This window comes from Hymenobacter ruber (assembly GCF_054783255.1).
Genome location: NZ_BAAGQX010000002.1, coordinates 1275090 through 1294645, shown reverse-complemented (window position 1 = coordinate 1294645; position 19556 = coordinate 1275090). Strand labels below are relative to the sequence as shown.

19 protein-coding genes are annotated in these 19556 nt (G+C 61.8%); 13 read left to right on the top strand and 6 right to left on the bottom strand.

Translation table 11 applies throughout. The features are described from left to right. Positions 1 to 38: 38 nt before the first annotated feature. Positions 39 to 1127, bottom strand: coding sequence for a phenylalanine--tRNA ligase subunit alpha (gene pheS / locus ACYVM5_RS06150; protein WP_460617444.1), 1089 nt, complete (start codon positions 1125 to 1127; stop codon positions 39 to 41). A gap of 100 nt (positions 1128 to 1227) precedes the next feature. Here pheS and ACYVM5_RS06145 point away from each other — a divergent pair, with 100 nt between their 5' ends. The 4 genes from ACYVM5_RS06145 (at position 1228) to ACYVM5_RS06130 (ending at position 3656) form a co-directional block, all read left to right on the top strand. Then, the gene (locus ACYVM5_RS06145; RefSeq protein WP_460617244.1) at positions 1228 to 1860 is read left to right on the top strand and encodes a hypothetical protein; all 633 of its coding nucleotides are present in this window, start codon (positions 1228 to 1230) and stop codon (positions 1858 to 1860) included. 281 nt (positions 1861 to 2141) lie between these two features. Next, positions 2142 to 2507, top strand: coding sequence for a hypothetical protein (locus tag ACYVM5_RS06140; RefSeq protein WP_460617243.1), 366 nt, complete (start codon positions 2142 to 2144; stop codon positions 2505 to 2507). 169 nt (positions 2508 to 2676) lie between these two features. Further along, complete coding sequence (locus ACYVM5_RS06135; RefSeq protein WP_460617242.1) at positions 2677 to 3096, top strand: hypothetical protein; 420 nt, start codon at positions 2677 to 2679, stop codon at positions 3094 to 3096. Between the two features lie 182 nt (positions 3097 to 3278). Beyond that, positions 3279 to 3656, top strand: a complete 378-nt coding sequence (locus tag ACYVM5_RS06130) for a hypothetical protein (protein WP_460617241.1) — start codon at positions 3279 to 3281, stop codon at positions 3654 to 3656. An 86-nt stretch (positions 3657 to 3742) separates the two neighbouring features. Here the strand turns inward: ACYVM5_RS06130 and ACYVM5_RS06125 are convergent, their stop codons facing one another. Continuing rightward, the gene (locus ACYVM5_RS06125) at positions 3743 to 4996 is read right to left on the bottom strand and encodes a M16 family metallopeptidase (RefSeq protein WP_460617240.1); all 1254 of its coding nucleotides are present in this window, start codon (positions 4994 to 4996) and stop codon (positions 3743 to 3745) included. Positions 4997 to 5325: 329 nt separating this feature from the next. Between ACYVM5_RS06125 and ACYVM5_RS06120 the strand changes: the two genes are divergently transcribed. Further along, positions 5326 to 7719, top strand: a complete 2394-nt coding sequence (locus ACYVM5_RS06120; RefSeq protein WP_460617239.1) for a PAS domain-containing sensor histidine kinase — start codon at positions 5326 to 5328, stop codon at positions 7717 to 7719. Here ACYVM5_RS06120 and ACYVM5_RS06115 read toward each other — a convergent pair. Then, positions 7716 to 8435: a LytR/AlgR family response regulator transcription factor gene (locus ACYVM5_RS06115; protein ID WP_460617238.1), complete on the bottom strand. Its 720-nt coding sequence runs from the start codon at positions 8433 to 8435 to the stop codon at positions 7716 to 7718. The two genes, ACYVM5_RS06120 and ACYVM5_RS06115, sit on opposite strands and share 4 nt — an antisense overlap. Positions 8436 to 8852: 417 nt before the next feature. Here ACYVM5_RS06115 and ACYVM5_RS06110 point away from each other — a divergent pair, with 417 nt between their 5' ends. From ACYVM5_RS06110 to ytxJ, 4 genes are all read left to right on the top strand, one after another. Continuing rightward, positions 8853 to 10832 carry an alpha-ketoacid dehydrogenase subunit alpha/beta gene (locus tag ACYVM5_RS06110; protein ID WP_460617237.1) on the top strand — a complete coding sequence of 660 codons (1980 nt, stop codon included), beginning with the start codon at positions 8853 to 8855 and terminating at the stop codon, positions 10830 to 10832. A gap of 78 nt (positions 10833 to 10910) precedes the next feature. Next, on the top strand, positions 10911 to 11522 hold the full coding sequence (locus ACYVM5_RS06105; protein ID WP_460617236.1) for a hypothetical protein: 612 nt from the start codon (positions 10911 to 10913) through the stop codon (positions 11520 to 11522). Positions 11523 to 11544: 22 nt separating this feature from the next. Next, a complete protein-coding gene (locus ACYVM5_RS06100; protein WP_460617235.1) occupies positions 11545 to 11883 on the top strand; it encodes a hypothetical protein in 339 nt (112 codons plus the stop codon). Between the two features lie 106 nt (positions 11884 to 11989). After that, a complete protein-coding gene (ytxJ, locus tag ACYVM5_RS06095) occupies positions 11990 to 12334 on the top strand; it encodes a thioredoxin family protein (RefSeq protein WP_460617234.1) in 345 nt (114 codons plus the stop codon). A gap of 79 nt (positions 12335 to 12413) precedes the next feature. Here the strand turns inward: ytxJ and ACYVM5_RS06090 are convergent, their stop codons facing one another. Next, positions 12414 to 12821, bottom strand: a complete 408-nt coding sequence (locus tag ACYVM5_RS06090; RefSeq protein WP_460617233.1) for an OsmC family protein — start codon at positions 12819 to 12821, stop codon at positions 12414 to 12416. Positions 12822 to 12930: 109 nt separating this feature from the next. Between ACYVM5_RS06090 and ACYVM5_RS06085 the strand changes: the two genes are divergently transcribed. The 3 genes from ACYVM5_RS06085 to ACYVM5_RS06075 all read left to right on the top strand — a co-directional run bounded on the left by ACYVM5_RS06085 (position 12931) and on the right by ACYVM5_RS06075 (position 15328). Further along, the gene (locus tag ACYVM5_RS06085; RefSeq protein WP_460617232.1) at positions 12931 to 13824 is read left to right on the top strand and encodes a hypothetical protein; all 894 of its coding nucleotides are present in this window, start codon (positions 12931 to 12933) and stop codon (positions 13822 to 13824) included. A gap of 163 nt (positions 13825 to 13987) precedes the next feature. Continuing rightward, positions 13988 to 14881 (top strand): lipoyl synthase, encoded by an 894-nt coding sequence (gene lipA / locus ACYVM5_RS06080; protein WP_342295184.1) that lies wholly within the window; start codon positions 13988 to 13990, stop codon positions 14879 to 14881. A gap of 45 nt (positions 14882 to 14926) precedes the next feature. After that, positions 14927 to 15328, top strand: coding sequence for a DUF805 domain-containing protein (locus ACYVM5_RS06075; protein WP_460617231.1), 402 nt, complete (start codon positions 14927 to 14929; stop codon positions 15326 to 15328). A gap of 56 nt (positions 15329 to 15384) precedes the next feature. Here ACYVM5_RS06075 and ACYVM5_RS06070 read toward each other — a convergent pair whose 3' ends face one another. Continuing rightward, positions 15385 to 15984, bottom strand: coding sequence for a DUF4136 domain-containing protein (locus tag ACYVM5_RS06070; protein ID WP_198069860.1), 600 nt, complete (start codon positions 15982 to 15984; stop codon positions 15385 to 15387). A gap of 231 nt (positions 15985 to 16215) precedes the next feature. Here ACYVM5_RS06070 and ACYVM5_RS06065 point away from each other — a divergent pair, with 231 nt between their 5' ends. Beyond that, on the top strand, positions 16216 to 16539 hold the full coding sequence (locus tag ACYVM5_RS06065; RefSeq protein WP_198069861.1) for a hypothetical protein: 324 nt from the start codon (positions 16216 to 16218) through the stop codon (positions 16537 to 16539). Between the two features lie 82 nt (positions 16540 to 16621). On the opposite strand, the gene gcvP is transcribed toward ACYVM5_RS06065, so the two are convergent. Beyond that, on the bottom strand, positions 16622 to 19540 hold the full coding sequence (gcvP, locus tag ACYVM5_RS06060; RefSeq protein WP_460617230.1) for an aminomethyl-transferring glycine dehydrogenase: 2919 nt from the start codon (positions 19538 to 19540) through the stop codon (positions 16622 to 16624). Between the last annotated feature and the right edge of the window lie 16 nt (positions 19541 to 19556).

Here is a 19556-nt window from a genome sequence, read left to right as displayed (position 1 = left end):
AATGCCCAACTGGGCTAATTAGTTCGGTTGTCGTTGATTTAGAGGGCTTCGAACTGCCGCAGGAAGCGCATGTCATTCTCCGTGAACAGGCGCAAGTCCTTAATCTGGTACTTGAGCATGGCGATGCGCTCGATGCCCATGCCCCAGGCGTAGCCGGAGTATTTCTCGGGGTCGATGCCGGCGTTTTCGAGCACGGCGGGGTCCACCATGCCGCAGCCACCGATTTCGACCCAACCCGAGTACTTGCAGATGTTGCAGCCCGCGCCTTTGCAAATCAGGCAGGTGATGTCAATCTCGGCGCTAGGCTCGGTGAAAGGGAAGAAGCTGGGGCGGAAGCGGATGTTAATATCGGCCCCAAACAGCTCCTGCACGAAGTAATACACCGTCTGCTTCAGGTCGGCGAAGCTCACGCCCTCGTCGATGAAAATGCCTTCCACCTGATGGAACATCATGTGCGCACGGGCCGAAATGGCTTCGTTGCGGAACACCCGGCCCGGCATCACGCGGCGAATGGGCAGCGGTTCGGTTTCCATCACGCGCACCTGCACGGTGCTGGTGTGGGTGCGCAGCAGGTGGGGCAGGGCGGGCGCGCCGGTGGCGGCTTCGCCGGTTGTGCCAGCATCGGCCGCGCCGGCCGCGTGCGATACCGGAGCCACGAAGAACGTGTCCTGCATATCCCGCGCCGGGTGGTTTTCGGGGAAGTTGAGGGCGGTGAAGTTGTGCCAGTCGTCCTCAATTTCTGGGCCTTCGGCCACGGCGAAGCCGATGCGGCCGAAGATGCGCAGCATCTCCTCGCGCACCAGGCTCAGGGGGTGACGGGTGCCCAGGGCATTGGGCACCACGGGCAGGGTGTAGTCGAAATCGGGGTTGGCGGGAGCGTTGTCGGCGGCGGCTTCGGCGGCCGTCTGGGCCTCGTCGAAGCGGGCCTGGGCCTGTTGCTTCAGGGCGTTGAGCTGCTGGCCTACAGCGCGTTTGTCTTCGGCCGGCACGGTCTTGAGCTGGTCAAACAAGTCGGCCAGCCGGCCCTTACGGCCGAGGTAGCTGATGCGAAACGCATCGAGTTCGGCGGGATTATTCAGTTCGGCCGTTGTAATTTCGGCCATCAGCGCGGCAATGGATTCCTGCATCATAGCCCGCAAAGTTACGGCAAGGCTCCGGCCCTGGCCGAACGTTTCGCAAACACATTCAGTTACGCCGTTTATAAATCATCTACAAAAATCTCCTGCCATGAAGCGCGCCCTATTCTTTTTACTTATCAGCGGAGGATTAGCTACTTCCGCCGCCGCCCAAAGTGGGGGCTGGGACACCGGGGGCTGGGATGCTCCCAAGAAAGCTCCGGCTAAGAAAACCACCAAGAGCAGCACCGCAGCCGGCGCTAAAGCCACGCAGAGCGGCGGCGAGGCCGCAGTAGCCCCCGAAGCAGGAGCTATGCCAACCCCCGAAGCAGCAGCCCCAGCCCCGGCAGCGGCCGACAAAGGCGGCTTTGGTGGCGGTGGCGCATCTGGTGGTGGCTATGCCAGTGGCCAGGGGATTTCGGTGGCGCCCGGCGCGCCCGTAATCATGCGCGGTGGCCGTAGCGTGATGGCCGATGACGCCGCCGCTATGCGTGAGCGTCGCCTCAACCGCAAGCCCCGCCGCGACAAGCCGTGGCCCCCGCGCCCGGCTGAAGCGGCCGCGCCTGCAGCGCCCGCCCCGGCCGCTGCAGCCCCGGTTGCGACCGAGGCTGCGACCGGTGCCGGCAATGCCGCCAACGGAGCCGAAATGGCACCCGCCGCTGCCCCCAAAGCCGGCACGCCCGCCAAGGCTCCGGCCAAAGCCGCCGCGCCCAAGAAGAAAGCACCCGAGCCGCTGGGCTGGTAGTCTGCCGGCTGCATTGCGGGTAAAGTCCTCGGAGCTTATGCCGCTTGGTATCAATTCGTATGGAAAGCCCGGTTGGGTCCTCAGAAGGACCGGCCGGGCTTTTTTATGCGCTACATCTTCGTGTGATAAAGCCTGTGTCATCGCCTGACTGGTTGCGAAGTGATGCCGAAGGGCCGACGGGCGTGGACCCGGCGGCCGGGTTTCGCGTATGCCCGAAGCCGTGCTGCGTTGCGGTGCTGGCATCTTCAGTCTCTTTTCCCTCACCACCCCAATTCACGCACATGATTCGCACTGTTCTTACGCTGGTACTGGCGCTGGCCATCGCGGCCGAAGCATCGGCCCAAACGGCCCCCGCCACCAAAACCGCCACCCGCAAAACCACCACCACCCGCACCGCCACCCCGAAAAAGATGGTGACGCGCAACACCACCGCCAGCCCCGCGCCGGCCGAAACCGGTGACCGCACCAAAATCGGCCCCGGCGGCAACGGCGCAGTGGGCTCCACGGAAAGCGCCGACGGCAAGGGCCAGAGCGTATACGCCGCCCCCGGCATGCCCGTGAACGTGGACAATCCCAAGAAGGTAGGCAGCTACAACGGGCCAGCTCCCGTGCGGTCCAAAGGTGGCACCACGCTCACGCCCCGATAGAACTCCGGCTTACGTCGATAAAACGGCCCGATTGGTACGCGTTTGCGCACCAATCGGGCCGTTTTGCGTGGGCCGGGCAGGAAGCCGATTAAGTTGGCACGCTTTTCGAAATGTACCCTGACAGCTAAACGAACCAACTTTTTCTTCTCAACTTCTTTTTCCTTCAGCCATGTTCCGCTCCATTCTTACCCTTGCATTGTCGGTGTTCCTGTTGGCTGAAGCCAGCGCCCAGACCACGCCCGTCGCCGCCAAGAAGAAGACCACCAAATCGGTGAAAGCCTCGGCCCGCGCCGCCAAAAAAGCCCGCCGCGTCGCCCTCAAGACCACCCCCACCACGCCCGTGATGAACGACGGCTGGCCTCCCCTCGAAACCACGCAGACCGCCGTGGCCAGCACCGAAACCACCACCGACGGCGGCTGGGGCAGCGCTTATCCCGCCGCCAGCACCTCGCGCGGCGAGATTGACAACGCCAACGTGTATGCCGCCCCCGGCATGCCGGTGCACATGCGTACCAGCAACGGCATGGTGCCCTACAGCGTGCGCCCGCCCCGCAAAACGGCCTCCACGCAAACCACGCTCGGCAACTAATTCGGCCTAACAGTGGCCCGGTTGGGTAAATCCCGGCCGGGCTACTTTGCGTATTGCCAGCCGGCTTCCGTCGTTCGACCTCACCCGCAGCGGGCCGTGGTGCGTATGAGGGGAGCCGGCCTGCTTATCGGCCTGCCGCGGCAGTTGCTTTTGTATCACTTCACTTTTTCAGAATTCCATCGATGTTCCGTTACTTTTTCGCCACGCTGCTGCTGGTCACCTTTGCCGTAACCGGAGCCAATGCGCAAACCAAAACCCGCGCCGCCCGCAAGAAAATTGCGCCTTACTCGACGCGGGGCGCCCGCAAAGCCCCCAACATCAACCCCCACACCGGCAAGCCTTACGGGGCCGGAGTGCCCGAGGACATCAAGAACGGGACGATGTCGTACCTGGCCCCCAGCATGCCCATGCGCAAGCAGGTGGGCTACCAGAACAACGGCGGCTACAACGACAACCGCACCCCGCGCCCCCGCTACGTGAAGCCCGCCAACAGCACCCTCACCCGCGACAGCAACGTGCCGGTAGCACCCGGCAAAACCAAGGTGAAAGCCAAGCGCTAAGCCCGCCGCTGGTTCAGCAACTACGCAAAAAGAAAGGTCACGCTGTACATAGCGTGACCTTTCTTTTTGTTGGTTTTAACCCCTGACTACGCCGGTTCAGCCACGGCGGCAGCTTCGTAGTAAAGCGTGTTGCAGTTTTCGGGGCGCAGCACCAGCTGGGCCATGGCGCGCACATCGTCCACGGTCACGGCCTGAATGCGGCGGCTTTCGTCGTTCACCAGGTTGGCGTCGCCTTGCAGCTTGCTGTAGGCCAGGTTCATGGCGCGGTTCAGGAGGTCAATTTCGCCGAAGACCAGGCTGCTTTCGGCCTGGTTTTTTACTTTTTCGAGCTCGTGAGCGTCCACGTCCTGGGTCAGGAATTCGGCCACTACGGCTTCCACGGCGGCATCGGCGGCTTTAATATCCACGCCCTCGTTCAGCTTGCCGCTGATGACGAGCAGGCCGGGGTCGAGCGAGCCGGTGAGCGACGACGAAATGTTGTTGAACAGCGCCTGCTCCTTCACCAGCCGCTGGTGCAGCCGCGCCGATTTGCCGTGGCCCAGCATATCACTGAGTAAGTCCACGGCGTGGTAGCGGGCATCGCCCCGGGCGGGCATGTGGTAGGCCTTATACAGAGCGCTGAGCGGCACTTCCGCCTGGGCCGTTAGGTGTCGGGCTTCGGTCTGAATGGGCTCCTGGGGGAGCTGGCGCTGGTAGGCCGGGCCGCCGGGGATGGGGCCAAACCACTTGTCGGCCAGCTGGCGCACGTCGGCGGCACTCACGGCTCCGGCCACTACCAGCACGGCGTTTTGCGGGGCGTAGTGCTTTTTGAAAAAGCCGCGCACGTCGTCCATCACGGCATTTTCGATGTGCGAAATTTCCTTGCCGATGGTGTTCCACTGGTAGGGGTGGGTGTGGTAGGCGAGGGGCTTAAGCTGGAGCCACACGTCGCCGTAGGGCTGGTTGAGGTAGCTCTGCTTGAATTCCTCCACCACCACTTTGCGCTGCACTTCGAGGCCGTTTTCGGAGAAGGCCAGATTCAGCATCCGGTCAGATTCCAGCCAGAAGCCGGTTTCGAGGTTGGCGGCGGGTAGCGAGAGGTAGTAGTTGGTGACGTCGGCCGAGGTGAAGGCGTTGTTTTCGCCGCCCACGCGCTGCAACGGCTCATCGTAGCTCGGAATATTGACCGAACCCGAAAACATCAGGTGCTCAAACAAATGCGCGAAGCCGGTGTGCTCGGCGTCCTCATCGCGCGAGCCCACATCGTACATCACGTTGAGCACGGCCATGGGCGTGCTGAAATCTTCGTGCACAATGCAGCGCAGGCCGTTATCGAGGGTGAATTCGGTGAAATGAATCATAGAGAAAGCAATGGAATGGGCTAAAGGTACGCGCCACGCCCGAGGCTGTTAACCGAGGAAAAGCGCGGCGGGTTTGCCGGGGCTCCAAAAACCTGCCGGGCCTTTAGAAACTGGCTTGTCGATACCCCACCCCTGCCAATGCATAGGGGGCGTTCGGGCACCAGATGCCGGACACACGAAACCAGGACCCGGTGCGTTGGAAAAAGGCCTCGGCAGTTTTAACCAGAAAAAAAAGCCTTTGGTCCGGCTAAATCAGCCATTCGAGCACGAACTGCCTGCCAAGTACGCCTTCTGCCGGACCTTTATTTAGCTGCCTATGCCCTTGTTCTATGCCTGATACATTACCCGCTATTACAACCCTCGAAGCCCCCGCTACGCTTGCTGAGGCAACGGCCCGCATCGCGGCTCTCGAAGCGGAGCTGGCGCTGGCCCGCCAAAAAGCTTCGTCAGCCGCGCAGCAGCTGGCTTTTTGTGAGACCATTCTCAATAGCCTGCCGGCCGAAATAGGGGTGGTGGATGCCGAATTGCGCTTTCGGTACCTCAATCCGGCCGCCATGGCCGACCCCGCCGCTCGTCAGGCGGCCCAGGGTAAAACCCTTGCTGAGTTGGCCCCACAGCCCGGCTGCCCGCCCGAATTCACCCCCAAGCACCGCTCTCTTTTCGACCGCGCCTGCGCCGGCCAGGTGGTGGAATGGACCGAAGTAGTGGCCAAACCCACCGGCCCGCGCCATTTCCTGCGCCGCCTGCAACCCGTGTTTGGGCCGGATGGCGCGCTGGCGTGGTTCATCGGCTACGGCCTGGATGTGACCGACCGCGAGCAGGCCCGGCAGGCCCTGGCCGACGAGCAGGCGTTTACGCGGCAGGTGCTCGACACCACGCCCAGCATGATTTTCGTGCGCGACCGGGCTGGTAATTTTCTCTTTCAGAACCGCGCCATTCAGGAGCTTGAGGCGGCCGCCCGGCTGGAGGGCGATGCCGCCAGCCGCCGCCAGACCCGCGACGAGGAGCTGGCCCGCTTCGCCGAAATTGACGCTCAGGTGATGGACGGCAACCGGGAAATAGTGGTGGAGGACTGCTTCACGCTGCCCGATGGCAGCGTGCGCTGGTACCACTCCACCAAGCGCCCGCTGCACCGCCCCGATGGCACGGTGCACGTGCTAGGCGTGAGCACCGACATTACGGAGCTAAAGGCTGCCCAACTGGCTGCCGAAGCTGCCGCCACGGCCCGCCAGAATTTCCTGGCCAACATGAGCCACGAAATCCGCACGCCGCTCAACGGTGTGCTGGGTATGGCGGCCCACCTGACCAAAACCCCGCTCGACCCGCGTCAGCAGCAGCTCATCGACATCATGCAGCGCTCCGGGCAGCACCTGCTGAGCGTAGTGAACGACGTGCTCGACATGGCCAAAATCAGTTCCGGCAAGCTGGAAATGGAGCAGATAGCATTCAACCTCTGCGATTCGGTGAGCGCCGCGTTGCAGCCGCTGGCCTTGCAGGCTACTGAGAAAGGCTTGGTTTTCGAGGACACTTCGCTGCGCACAAGTTGCCCCCAGCCCTGGGTAATTGGCGACGCGCATCGCCTCAACCAGATTATTATCAACCTGGTCAGCAACGCGCTCAAATTCACGGAGCGGGGCACCATCACCGTGTCGAGCGAGCTGGTGAGCGAAACGCCCGATGCCTTGGCAGTCCGCTTCAGCGTGGCCGATACCGGAATTGGCATTGCTCCGGCCCAGCAGGAGCGCATCTTCGAGAGCTTTACGCAAGCCTACGCTGATACCAGCCGTCAGTTCGGCGGTACCGGCCTGGGGCTGAGCATTGCTCGGGCCCTGGTGGCGCAACTGGGCGGCACGCTCACCATGACCAGCGCCGTGGGCCGGGGCACCACGTTTGTGTTCACCGTGACGCTGCCCAAGGCTCCGGTGCCGGCGCTGGCTCCGGCCTTCACCGCCGCCTACGACACTGGCCGGCTGGCCGGCGTGCGCGTGCTGATGGTGGAAGACAACGAAATAAACCGGGCCGTGGCCCAGATGACGCTGGCTCCGTGGGGCGTGGTGCTGGAGGAGGCCGTGGATGGCGCCGCCGGCCTGGCCTGCCTCAAAGCCAAAACGTATGATATCGTGCTGATGGACATCCAGATGCCCGGCCTGAGCGGCGTGGACGTGACCCGGCACCTGCGCCAGCTGCCCGATGCGCGGCGGGCCAATACGCCGGTTATTGCGCTTACCGCCAACGCTTTTCGTTCGGATGTAGAGCAGTATCTCGCGGCGGGCATGAACGATTACCTGGCCAAGCCCTTCGATGAAGAAGAGCTGTACCATAAGATGGTGGCCTTGCTCGACGCTCCCGCGGAGCCGCTCTACGACCTGGCGCGCCTGCGCCAGCAGTCGCAGGGCCACACCGCGTTTGTGGGGCAGATACTGCGCTCCTTCCAGGCCAATATGCCGCTGAGTCTGACGCAGCTGCGCGCCGCTGCCGCTGCCCGGCACTGGCCCCAGGCTGCCGAAATCGCGCACCACATCAAGCCCAATTTGCTGGCTCTGGGCGTGGTGGCCGCGGCTGCGCCGCTGGAAATCCTGGGCCTGGCCCACCCTAAGGCCACGCCGGGCACGCTGCCTGCGCCGGAGGTACTGACGGAAGCCGTCGAGCAATTGGCCGCCGTGGTGAGCCGGGTGCTGGCCGCCATGCCGGCCGAGTTGGCCGCGCTGGAAGCCGCCGCCTAAAGCGGGGCCAGCCGCCGCATCAGCTCGGCTTTGTGGAGCTTGCCCACGGGCACAGTGTAGGGGCCGAGTGTGAGCTGGTGGTCATCGATGGCATCAATGCGGCGGGTGTTCACAATGTAGGACCGATGCACCCGCACGAAATGGCTGAACGGTAGCCGCTCCTCTAAATTCTTGAGCGTGACGTGTACAATGTGTTTTTGCGTGGCCGTGACCAGCACCGAGTACGTGGACAGGGCCTCGATGTAATAAACGTCGTCAAAATTGATGCGCACCAGCCGGCCATTGACTTTGGCAAATACATTGGGATTCTCCGGTGCGGGGGGTGGGGCTGTAACGGGCTGGGGCCGCAGGGCGCGCACCTGCTTCACAGCCTGTAGAAAGCGGGCGTAGTCCACAGGCTTCACCAGATAGTCGGCCACGGGGAGCTCGAAGGCCTCGGCGGCAAAGCTGTGGTGCGAGGTGACCAGCACAATGGCCGGCAGCGGCAGCGACAATATCCGAATCAGCTCCAGGCCGGTGAGGTGGGGCATCTCGATGTCGAGCAGCAGCAAGTCAATCGGCGGGTGCGTTTGCAGGAATTGCAGGGCGGTGAGGCCGTCGGGGAGCGTCGCGGCCAACTCCAGGCCGGGTGTAAGGGCCACAAAATGCTCCAGGGCCAGGCGGCTCATCTCGTTGTCGTCGACGATGACGCAGGTAAGCGGAAGCAGGTCGGCCATAAAATACGGGCAGGGAAAGAGCTGCCAGGGTAATAGATACGCCACTGGTGGCGAGTAGATGAGCTGTAGGTGCTTGATTAGCAGTGTAAATACTGCTTAATAAGCACAACTGTAGAGGCTTGAAAGCAGGATGAATGACAGATGGGGCTCAAGGTGCTGATTTTCTCTTAAGATTCCTATGCTTTTTGCTCTCTCCCGTTTTCAACCACCGATGCGTAATTCTCCGTAGCTGCCGGCCCGCCGAGGTTTTTTAGGTGATGAGTGGGAAAGCTGTAATGGACCTGCCGGGTAAAATTCGGACGGAGTTCTGAGGAGAAGATGAGCAAGGAAAGGAACTGTGCAGATGCCGGTGCGGAAAGTAGCCCGGTGCGCGCCCTGCTTTCCTACCTTTGCCCACCCAAACCCACCCACCTTGTCATGACTTTTGACCGCCACGACCTCACCAACGAAACCCTCCTGCACCTTTATCAGCACCTGCTGCGCCCCCGGCTGATTGAGGAAAAAATGTTGATTCTGCTGCGTCAGGGCAAGGTGAGCAAGTGGTTTTCGGGCATTGGACAGGAGGCCATTTCGGTGGGCAGCACGCTGGCCCTGGAGGCCGACGAGTACATTCTGCCGCTGCACCGCAACCTGGGCGTATTCACGGGGCGCGAGGTGCCGCTGGGTCGCCTGTTTGCGCAGTGGCAGGGCAAGCGCACCGGCTACACCAAAGGCCGCGACCGCAGTTTCCACTTCGGCACCAACGAGCACCACATCGTGGGCATGATTTCGCACCTCGGTCCGCAGCTGGCCGTGGCTGGCGGCATTGCTTTGGCCGATTTGCTGGATAAAAACCCTAAAGTGACCCTGACTTACAGCGGCGACGGCGGCGCTTCGGAAGGCGACTTCCACGAGGCCCTGAACGTAGCCGCCGTGTGGCAGCTCCCGGTCATTTTCATGATTGAAAACAACGGCTACGGCCTGAGCACGCCCAGCAACGAGCAGTTCCGCTTTAAATCCTTCGTGGACAAAGGCCCGGCCTACGGTATGGAAGCCGTGCAGGTAGACGGCAACAACGTACTCGAAGTGTACACCACCGTGAAGCGCCTGGCCGAAGACCTGCGCCAGAACCCGCGTCCCGTGCTGGTGGAAGCCCTCACGTTCCGGATGCGCGGCCACGAGGAAGCCAGCGGCACTAAGTACGTGCCCCAGAGTCTGATGGAAGAGTGGGCCGCCAAAGACCCGGTCGAAAACTTCGAGAAATGGCTGCTCGACGAAGGCATTCTCACCGAAACGGCCAAGCACGGCATCCGCGAAAAAATCAAGGCCGCTATCGAGGCCGGCCTACAGGAAGCCGACGCCGAGCCGATGCCCACGGCCGACATTCAGGAGGAAATTGCTGACATGTACCAGCCCTTCGACGCGCCCGCCACGGATGCGCCGAAAGACGGCACGGCCCGCGAAATCCGCTTCATCGATGCTATTTCTGAGGGCATGAAGCAGAGCATGACGCGCTACCCCGAACTCGTGCTCATGGGCCAGGACATTGCCGATTACGGCGGCGTGTTCAAAATCACGGAAGGCTTCGCGGCCGAATTTGGCAAGGCGCGGGTGCGCAATACGCCGCTGTGCGAGTCGGCCATTGTGGGCATCGGCCTGGGTTTGAGCATCAAGCGCAAGAAAAGCATGGTCGAGATGCAGTTTGCCGATTTTGTGACTTGCGGCTTCAACCAGATTGTGAATAACTTGGCCAAGAGCCACTACCGCTGGGGCCAGAATGCCGACGTGGTGGTGCGCATGCCCACCGGCGCGGGCTCGGCCGCCGGCCCGTTTCACTCGCAGAGCAACGAGGCGTGGTTCACGCACGTGCCCGGCCTGAAAGTGGTGTACCCCAGTAACCCGCACGACGCCAAGGGCCTGCTCTGCGCCGCCTTTGAGGACCCCAATCCGGTGCTGTATTTCGAGCACAAGATGCTGTACCGCAGCCTGTCCGGTCCCGTGCCGGAAGCCTATTACACCACGCCCATCGGCCAGGCCGCACTGGCGGCTGAAGGCAACGAGATGAGCATCATTACCTACGGCATGGGCGTGCGCTGGGCCCTGCAAACCTGCCAGGACCTGGGCGTATCAGCCGATATCCTCGACCTGCGCACCCTGCTGCCCTGGGACCAGGAGGCAGTGCGCAAAACCGTGGAGAAAAACGGCCGCGTCCTTATTCTGCACGAAGACACGATGACCGGCGGCATCGGTGGCGAAATCGCGGCCTGGATTGGCGAAAACTGCTTCGAGCATCTCGATGCGCCCGTGCGCCGCGTGGCTTCGCTGGATACGGCCATTCCGTTTGCGCCGCCGCTGGAGGCGGCCTTCCTGCCCCAGCAGCGCCTGCGCGAGCAGGTACAAGCCCTGCGCAACTACTAGCCGCCGGGTTGGCGCGGTTTTCGCGCGGGCTCAGCGTATCTTTCTGTTTCTGATTTAATTGGTTCTGCCTGCTTTGCGGTGAAATACTGTTTACCCTCCGTCGTATTCCGGTCTTTGCTGGGCGTGCTGCTGCTGAGTGCGCTGGGTGGCTGCACGCTTTACCATAAGGTGTTTCACCCGTACCGGCTGCCCACGCCCAAGCCGTCGCCGGAGTTCATTGCGCAGCAGAAAGAAAAGAAGGAGCACGAAAAACTGCAGAACGACCTGGCCAAATCGGCCGCCTCGGCTAAGAAGAAAGCAGGGGCCAATGCGCCGGAAGCCGCCACCGATGTTTCCACGCCCAGCAACGACGGGGCCACGGCCAGCGCCAGCACCGCCGCCGCCAAAGGCAGCGTGTACCCCGAGCGCTCCACGGTGCGGTACGACAAGCACGGGCTCATGAAAAAGCCCAAGCTGAACCGCCGCAAGCGTCACAAAGTGAGCAAGGGTTTCCACCCCATCGAGTCTATCCGCAACTTCTTCAAATACGGCTTCCATGCAAAACCCAACTACAGCCCCGACCACCGGCCGGCGCCCAAGCAGCCCAGCACGACGCCCGAACAGGAACTGCCCGACGAAGCCATGCCTACTCCCAAGTCGGAGCCTGCTGCGGAACCCGCGCCAAGCCCTGCGCCCACTGGCAAGCCTTAGCCGGCTGCTGGGCCTGCTGGCCGTGGCTGTTTTGCTGCTGAATGCCATGCCCGCCCGGGCCCAGATTGAGCGCGTGAAGCCCGGCAAAATAAAAGCCGCCAACCGTCGCGCCCTGCGCGAAGACCGCAGCACCGACTCGCCCTACAAAGACAGCCACCTCGACGTGACCCGTGGGCAACTCAAGCGCGGCCAGAGCACTCAGCCCGTGCCCGAAACCCGTAAAGACCTTAACTACAAATCTGGCACCGCGCCCAACGTGAAGCCGCCCGGCTTTCTGGGCCTGCGCCGCAAAAAGAACAACCTGCAACGCCCGCCCGCCCAATCCGGTAACCGAAAGGAAAAGGCCAACGAAAAAGAATGAGCCACCCGGCGGGAATCTACTGGCCGTAAGTTGTTGTAGTGTACCCGCGCGCCGGCCCGGCGCCATTCATCCGGCCCCAGTCCTTCATCCAATCCCTCATATCGCAATGTCCACTCCCTGGCTTCCACTCACCCAACCCGACGAAATCACCCAGCTGGCCCAGGCCTCGCACGAGCAGCCGGTGCTCATTTTCAAGCACAGCACCACCTGTTCCATCAGCGCGGCGGCCAAGAGCAAGATTGAGCGCCAATGGGCCGACAGCGGCCTCGACCTGCCCATCTATTACCTTGACTTGCTGCGCTTCCGGCCCCTGTCGGCCCAGGTGGCCGAGCAGTTCGGCATCCGCCACGAGTCTCCGCAGCTCCTGCTCATTCAGGCTGGCGAATGCACCTACGATGCCTCGCACATGGGCATCCGCCTTGCCGATGTGAAGCAGGCCGTACAAGGCTAGCAACCAGTACTAAATAAGTGAACGGCTGCCCGGTTTCATGCGTTGAAACAGGCAGCCGTTCCTTTCTTCTGACCCCGTGCTATTTGTATTCGAACACAATGTTTTGCCGCACGTCTGGGTGCAGGCTCAGCCCCACCGGGCAGGTGTGGGCCGAGCGCTCCAGCAGGGCACGCTCAGTAGGGGCCAGGGTGGCGGGCAGCGTAAACGTCACGTCGATTTGGGCAATGCGGCGCGGAGCTTCCGGGCTCATGTGCTTCTGTACGGCGAAGCTGCTGCCCACCAAATCCCACTGGTGGCGCTCGGCCACAATGCCCATCACCGTCATCATGCACGAACCCAGGGCCGTGCTCACGAGGTCGGTGGGGGAGAAGGCCTCGCCCCGGCCGTGGTTGTCCACGGGGGCATCGGTCTGAATAACATTGCCCGAGGCAACGTGCGTGGCTTCGGTGCGGAGGTTGCCGGCGTAGCGGGCGGTAGCGGTGCTCATCAAATCAGGAAGTTACCTTTACGAAGTTGTTTGTTCTTTCGCTAATTTACGTATTACTTGGTACGCCGCGTTTTCGGCGTCGGTTCGGGCCCCATTTCGGTTGATGATTATGCGTTTTTTCCCTGCACCTACCTACTGCTGGGGCCTGCTGGCTGCCGGCCTGCTCACGGCTGCTGGTGCGCAAGCCCAGGACCGTCCTGCGCCGGCCACCACACCGGCATCGGCCGCGCCTGCTCCGGCTCCTTCTTCCCGCCCCTCATCGGCCCCGTTGCGTTCCGATATGATTTCCGATGCGCCCTCCGATGAGCAGTCGTACCAGAAGGAGTTTGTTTTCGGGGTGAACTTCAACACCCAGGGCGGCCTGCTGGGCGGCGCGTCCATTCGCTCCACCCGGGTGATGGACGACCGCCTGCTGCGCTTCTGGAGCCTGGAGGGTGTGATGCTGAAAAACGCCAAGGAAGAGCGCATCAACTCCCTCATTGGCGGCACCTACATCAACCGCAAAACCAACTACGCCTTTGTGTTGCGGCCGTCGGTGGGCCTCCAGCGCATCCTGTTTCGCAAGGCCGCCGATGCCGGCGTGCAGGTAAACGGCTTGCTTAGCGTGGGCCCGTCCTTCGGCTTGCTGATGCCTTATTACATCAGCTACGACCGCACGGCCACGCGCACGAACGTCATCAACCTCTCGACCGATGAAATCGTGAACGAGCAGTATGACCCGTACAAGCACACCATTACGGGCGCCATTCTCGACCACGGCCCCTTGTTCAGCGGCATTGGCCAGACGCAGGTGGTGCCAGGTTTCCACCTGCGCGGCGGCCTCAGCTTCGAGTACGGCCGCTACCGCGACGCCGTAACGGGGCTGGAAGTGGGCTTCCTGGTCGAAGGCTTCACCAAGCGCCTGCTCATCCTCAGCCCCAGCACCCTGTCCGACACCGACGCGCTGAACCGCAAGTTCTTCCCCTCGGTGTACCTGACGCTGTATTTCGGGCACCGCTCGTAACGCTGCGCTCACCGAAGGATTGAGGAAGAAGCCGGGAGAATTCAGGCCGGGACATCGCCGGATAGGCGAGGCGCATCAATTGCGCCGTAAATTTGTTAGTGCTTAGTATCGAATGGGCCGAGGGTAATTCCTCCTTCTTCATTCCTCATTCCTCATTGAAACAATGATTGATTTGCCCGTTATCCAGCCCGAAACGGCTGCCCCTGCCCGCCCCCGCAAGCCCGACTGGCTGCGCGTGAAGCTGCCCGTGGGCGAAGAATACGCCGCCGTGCGCCGCCTCGTCGACGAGCACAAGCTGCACACCATCTGCGAGAGCGGTAACTGCCCCAACATGGGCGAGTGCTGGGGCGCGGGCACGGCCACGTTCATGATTCTGGGCAACATCTGTACCCGCTCGTGCTCGTTTTGCGCCGTGGCAACCGGCCGCCCCACCGAGTACGACCTCGACGAGCCCCGCCGCGTAGCCGAAGCCATCAAACTCATGAAGGTGAAGCACGCCGTGCTGACCTCTGTGAACCGCGACGAGCTGAAGGACCGCGGCGCCAGCGTGTGGCGCGAAACCGTGGTGCTCACCAAGCAGCTCAGCCCCGAGACCACCATCGAAACCCTGATTCCCGACGTGAAAGCCAACTGGGACGCGCTCGACGTGATGATTTCGGGCGGCCAGGAAGTGATTTCGCACAACGTCGAAACCGTGGGCAGCCTCTACCGCCTCGTGCGCCCCCAGGCCCGCTACGACCGCAGCCTGGAGCAAATCCGTCGCACCAAGCAGGCCGGCCACCGCACCAAATCCGGCATCATGCTGGGCTTGGGCGAGAAGCCCGATGAGCTGTACCAGGCCATGGACGACCTCGTGGCCAACGGCCTCGACATCCTCACCCTCGGCCAGTACCTGCAGCCCACCAAGCGCCACCTCGAAGTAGCCGAGTTCATCACCCCCGACCAATTTGCTCATTACAAGGAAGAAGGCCTGCGCCGCGGCCTGAAGTACGTGGAAAGCGGCCCGCTGGTGCGCAGCTCCTACCACGCCGAGCGCCACGTGAACGTGCCGGTGTAAGACCATTTAAGCGAACCGGTGTAGCTTAGGCCAAAAATCTAATTTATGGCCTTTTTTACTGCTGCTGGCCGCTTGCGCCGACGGGCTTATTTTGTGCGAGTACTGTGCCTATATGCCGCAATAGTTGGCATTTACGCTATTCCCGGCTTGGTTTACCCCGCCGAAATCCCTATCTGGATGAAGTTGTCGGCATTGGTAGTTATCATCGGTTTATTCTATCTGGTAATAGTGCAGGCACTGCGGCGGCTCCACGATTTAGACCTGCGGGCGTGGTGGTTTCTGGTGGCTTTACTGCCCTTGGTAAGCTACGTGTTGGGTGCTGGAATGCAGTTTGTGCAGGGTACCATCGGCCCCAACCGTTTCGGCCTCGACCCCAAGCGGCCTTTATTGCGACCAGCAGCCGTGCCAATTGCTACGCTACCTCCGGAAGCTGATGTGAAATCCTAAACAAAAAGCCCGCTCAATTTGAGCGGGCTTTTTTAGCATTAGACGGCTGACGCTTATTAGCGGCGGGCGTTGTTATCCTGCGGCGGGTAGGTGCTCAGAATGCCGTTCACGATGCGGTGGGTTTCGGCTTCGTCGATGGTATTCTGATTGACCTGGGCTTGGCCGGTACCACGCCACGCCAGTTCTTTGCGGCGGGCGTCGATGATGTCAATAACCACAGTGCCAGCCTTATACTGCGTCACGGGTGAGTAGCCGCGACCGTAGTATCCATAGCCGTAGCCATATGGGTAGCCGAGGCCGTTGTAGTAGGGCGAAACCTGCTGTTTGTCTTCTACGCGAGCACTGTAGGCCACGTAGATATCGGGCGCGGTCGTTACTTCGGTGAGGCCTTTAGCTGCCATCTCCGAAGCCACCGAAGCGCGCATGCGCTTGTCGAGAAACGACTCGTAGCCCTTGGCCGGGCCGCCCTCGGCGTCGCGGGGCTGTTGCGGGTACCAGGCCCAGGTTTTGAAAGCCCGGAAATTTACAGCATGGTCGAAGTCATTGGTTACGCCTACGCGGGAAGCCGTGGTGCAGCCGCTGGGGCCCAGCAACAGCACTAAGCTGGCGGCAACCAAGGCCACCGGGTGGGCCAGAAAACGGGTGATGCGATTCATAAAAATAAGAAAGGAAGACAGGGTGGAATAATGCCCCTAAAAAGCCGTTTGTGAGGATAAACGGGGTGTTTCTGGAGGCTGTGATATTAACGGAAAAGAGGGTTGCGGCGTTCCATTTTTATGGGCTTGGGCCGTGGGGAAGCGGATGCAAATAAGAAGACAAAATATTGACATCACCGTAATTTGTCCTACCTTACCTCCAAAATCCCCACCCTTGCTTTTTCCTCGTTGATGAAAAGAACTGCCCTACTCTTTTTGGCTGTTTCCAGTCTGTTTGCCGCCTGTACCTCCACGCGCGACGAAATGGGTAAAGCGGCCGCCGACCGTACCCCCGTAGCGCACAATACCATCGTGGACTGCCCGGTGTACGATGGCATGAAAAAAACGTCCGCCATCCTGGCCCAAACCACCACCGGCAACGAGGTGCAGGTGACCGACACCATCAACGCGTATTTCGTGCGCGTCCGGCTCGATAAAGACGGCCAGACCAAAGTGGGCTACATGGACCGCCGTTGTTTCGGCGAGCGCGGCAACGAGCGGGGCAATCGCAAATAAGCAATTGCGTAAATGAGTAAAGTAAAAAGCCCGCCTGAATCGTCAGGCGGGCTTTTTACTTTACTCATTTACGCAATTACCGTTAGTACGAGGGGCCTTTGTCGGCCTGCACCAGCTCTTCCTGCTGGTCGGCATATTCCTCCATCGGGGTGCAGCTGCAAATCAGGTTGCGGTCGCCGTAGGCCGAGTCGATGCGGGCCACGGCGGGCCAGAACTTGTTGGCACGCACGTACTCCATGGGGTACACGGCCTGCTCGCGGGTATATGGGCGGGTCCACTCGTGCACCAGCACGGTGGCGGCGGTGTGCGGGGCGTGCTTCAACACGTTCTCCTTGGCGTCAGCCTTGCCCGATTCTACCTCGGCAATTTCCTTGCGGATGGAAATCATGGCGTCGCAGAAACGGTCGAGCTCGGCTTTGCTTTCGCTTTCGGTGGGCTCAATCATGAGCGTGCCGGCTACGGGGAACGATACCGTGGGCGCGTGGAAACCGTAGTCCATCAGGCGCTTGGCAATATCTTCTACTTCGATGCCGGCCTTTTTGAAGTGGCGGCATTCCAGAATCATCTCGTGGGCGCAGCGGCCGTGGCTGCCGGTGTAGAGCACCGGGTAGTGCGGTTCCAGACGGGCCTTGATGTAGTTAGCGTTCAGAATGGCCGTTTCGGTGGCGCGCTGCAAGCCGTCGCCGCCCATCATCGAAATGTAGGCGTAGCTGATGGGCAGGATGCTGGCCGAACCCCACGGCGCGGCCGAAACCGAGCCGCTGGCGCGGCCTTCCACTGGCACCACGGCGTGGCCGGGCAGGTAGGGAATGAGGTCGGCCACGACGCCAATGGGGCCGATGCCGGGGCCGCCGCCGCCGTGCGGAATGCAGAAGGTTTTGTGCAGGTTGAGGTGGCACACGTCGGCCCCGATGGTGGCGGGGGAGGTGAGGCCCACCTGCGCGTTCATGTTGGCGCCGTCCATGTACACGCGGCCGCCGTGAGCGTGAATGGTTTCGCAGATGTCGATGATGGTTTCCTCGTACACGCCGTGCGTGCTGGGGTAGGTCACCATCAGGCAGCTCAGATTGGCGGCGTGCTGCTCGGCTTTGGCCTTGAGGTCGGCCACGTCGATATTGCCGTCTTCGGTGCTTTTCACTACGACCACCTGCATGCCGGCCATCACGGCCGAAGCAGGGTTGGTGCCGTGGGCCGAGGCCGGAATGAGGGCCACCGTGCGGTGGTGGTCGCCGCGGGCATCGTGGTAGCCTTTGATGGCCAGCAGGCCGGCGTACTCGCCCTGCGCACCCGAGTTGGGCTGCAGGCTGACGGCCGCGAAGCCGGTGATTTCACAGAGCCAGGCTTGCAGGTCCGAGAAAATCTGCTCGTAGCCTTTGGCTTGTTCCACAGGCGCGAAGGGGTGGAGGCCACTGATTTCGGGCCAGGTCACCGGAATCATCTCGGCGGTGGCGTTCAGCTTCATGGTGCAGGAGCCGAGCGCAATCATGGAATGCGCCAGGCTCAAGTCCTTGTTTTCGAGCTGCTTCATGTAGCGCAGCATCTCGTGCTCGGCGTGGTGCGTGTTGAACACAGGGTGCGTGAGGTACTCGCTGCTGCGCACTAAGCTGGCGGGAACGTGCAACTCAGCGGCTTCCACAGCTTCGGCCAACTGGTCGGCTTCCTTGCCCAGTACCTTGGCAAACACGTCCAGAATATCGGCCACATCGTGCAGCTCGGTGTTCTGGTTCAGCGAAATGCCCACGCGCTGCTCCTCGAAATAACGGAAGTTGAGGCGGGCGGCTTCGGCTTCTTTTTTCAGCGCTTGCGCCAGTTCGGCGCTTTCCAGGCGCAGGTTCAGGGTATCGAAGTAGTGCGCGTTGGTTTGCTCCACGCCCAGCTTTTTCAGACCGGCTTCCAGGGTCTGGGCCAGCAGGTGGGTGTTGGTGGCGAACTGCTGGAGGCGCTGCGGGCCGTGGTACACGGCGTACATGCCAGCCAGCACGCTCAGCAGCACCTGCGCGGTGCAAATGTTCGAAGTAGCTTTTTCGCGGCGGATGTGCTGCTCGCGGGTTTGCAGGGCCATGCGGTAGGCTTTGTTGCCGGCTGCATCCACGCTCTGGCCGATGAGGCGGCCGGGAATCACGCGCTTGAACTGGTCTTTGCAGGAGAAGAAGCCGGCGTGCGGGCCGCCGTAACCCATCGGCACACCGAAGCGCTGCGAGTTGCCCACGCAGACATCAGCACCCAGCTCGCCGGGCGAAGTGAGCAGCGTGAGGGCCAGCAAATCAGCCGCCATTACCACAAAAACGTTGTTTTTCTGCGCCTGGGCGATGAAGTCTTTGTAGTCGAATACTTCGCCGTCGGCGGCAGGGTACTGCACCATTGCGCCGAAGAAGCCCTCGTTGCTGAGGTCCACCTGCCGGTGGTCGCCGATAACCAGCTCAATGCCGACCGGCGTGGCACGGGTGCGCAGCAGGTCGATGGTCTGGGGCAGCACCTGCTCCGACACGAAGTACTGGTTGGCACCCTTTTTCTTGGTCTGCGAGTGCAGCATGTGCATGGCTTCGGCGGCGGCGGTGCCTTCGTCGAGGAGGCTGGCGTTGGCGATTTCGAGGCCGGTGAGGTCAATTACCACGGTCTGGTAATTGATGAGGGCTTCGAGGCGGCCCTGGGCAATTTCGGCCTGGTAGGGCGTGTAGGCGGTGTACCAGCCCGGGTTTTCCAGAATGTTGCGCTGGATAACCGGGGGCAGGGTGGTGTCGTGGTAGCCGAGGCCAATGTAGGATTTGAAGACCTGATTCTGGCCGGCAATCTGCTTGAATTTCGCCAAAAAAGCCCGTTCGCTGAGGGCGGCGGGCAGGTCGAGGGCGCGTTTCAGGCGGATGGCGGGCGGCACGGTTTCGGCGATGAGCTGCTCGATGCTGTCCACGCCGATGGTGCGGAGCATCGCCGCCTGGGCATCGGTGCCGGGCGCGTTGTGGCGGGCTTCAAAAACGTCGACTGGCGAGAATTTCAACGACATAAAGACGGGAATGGGT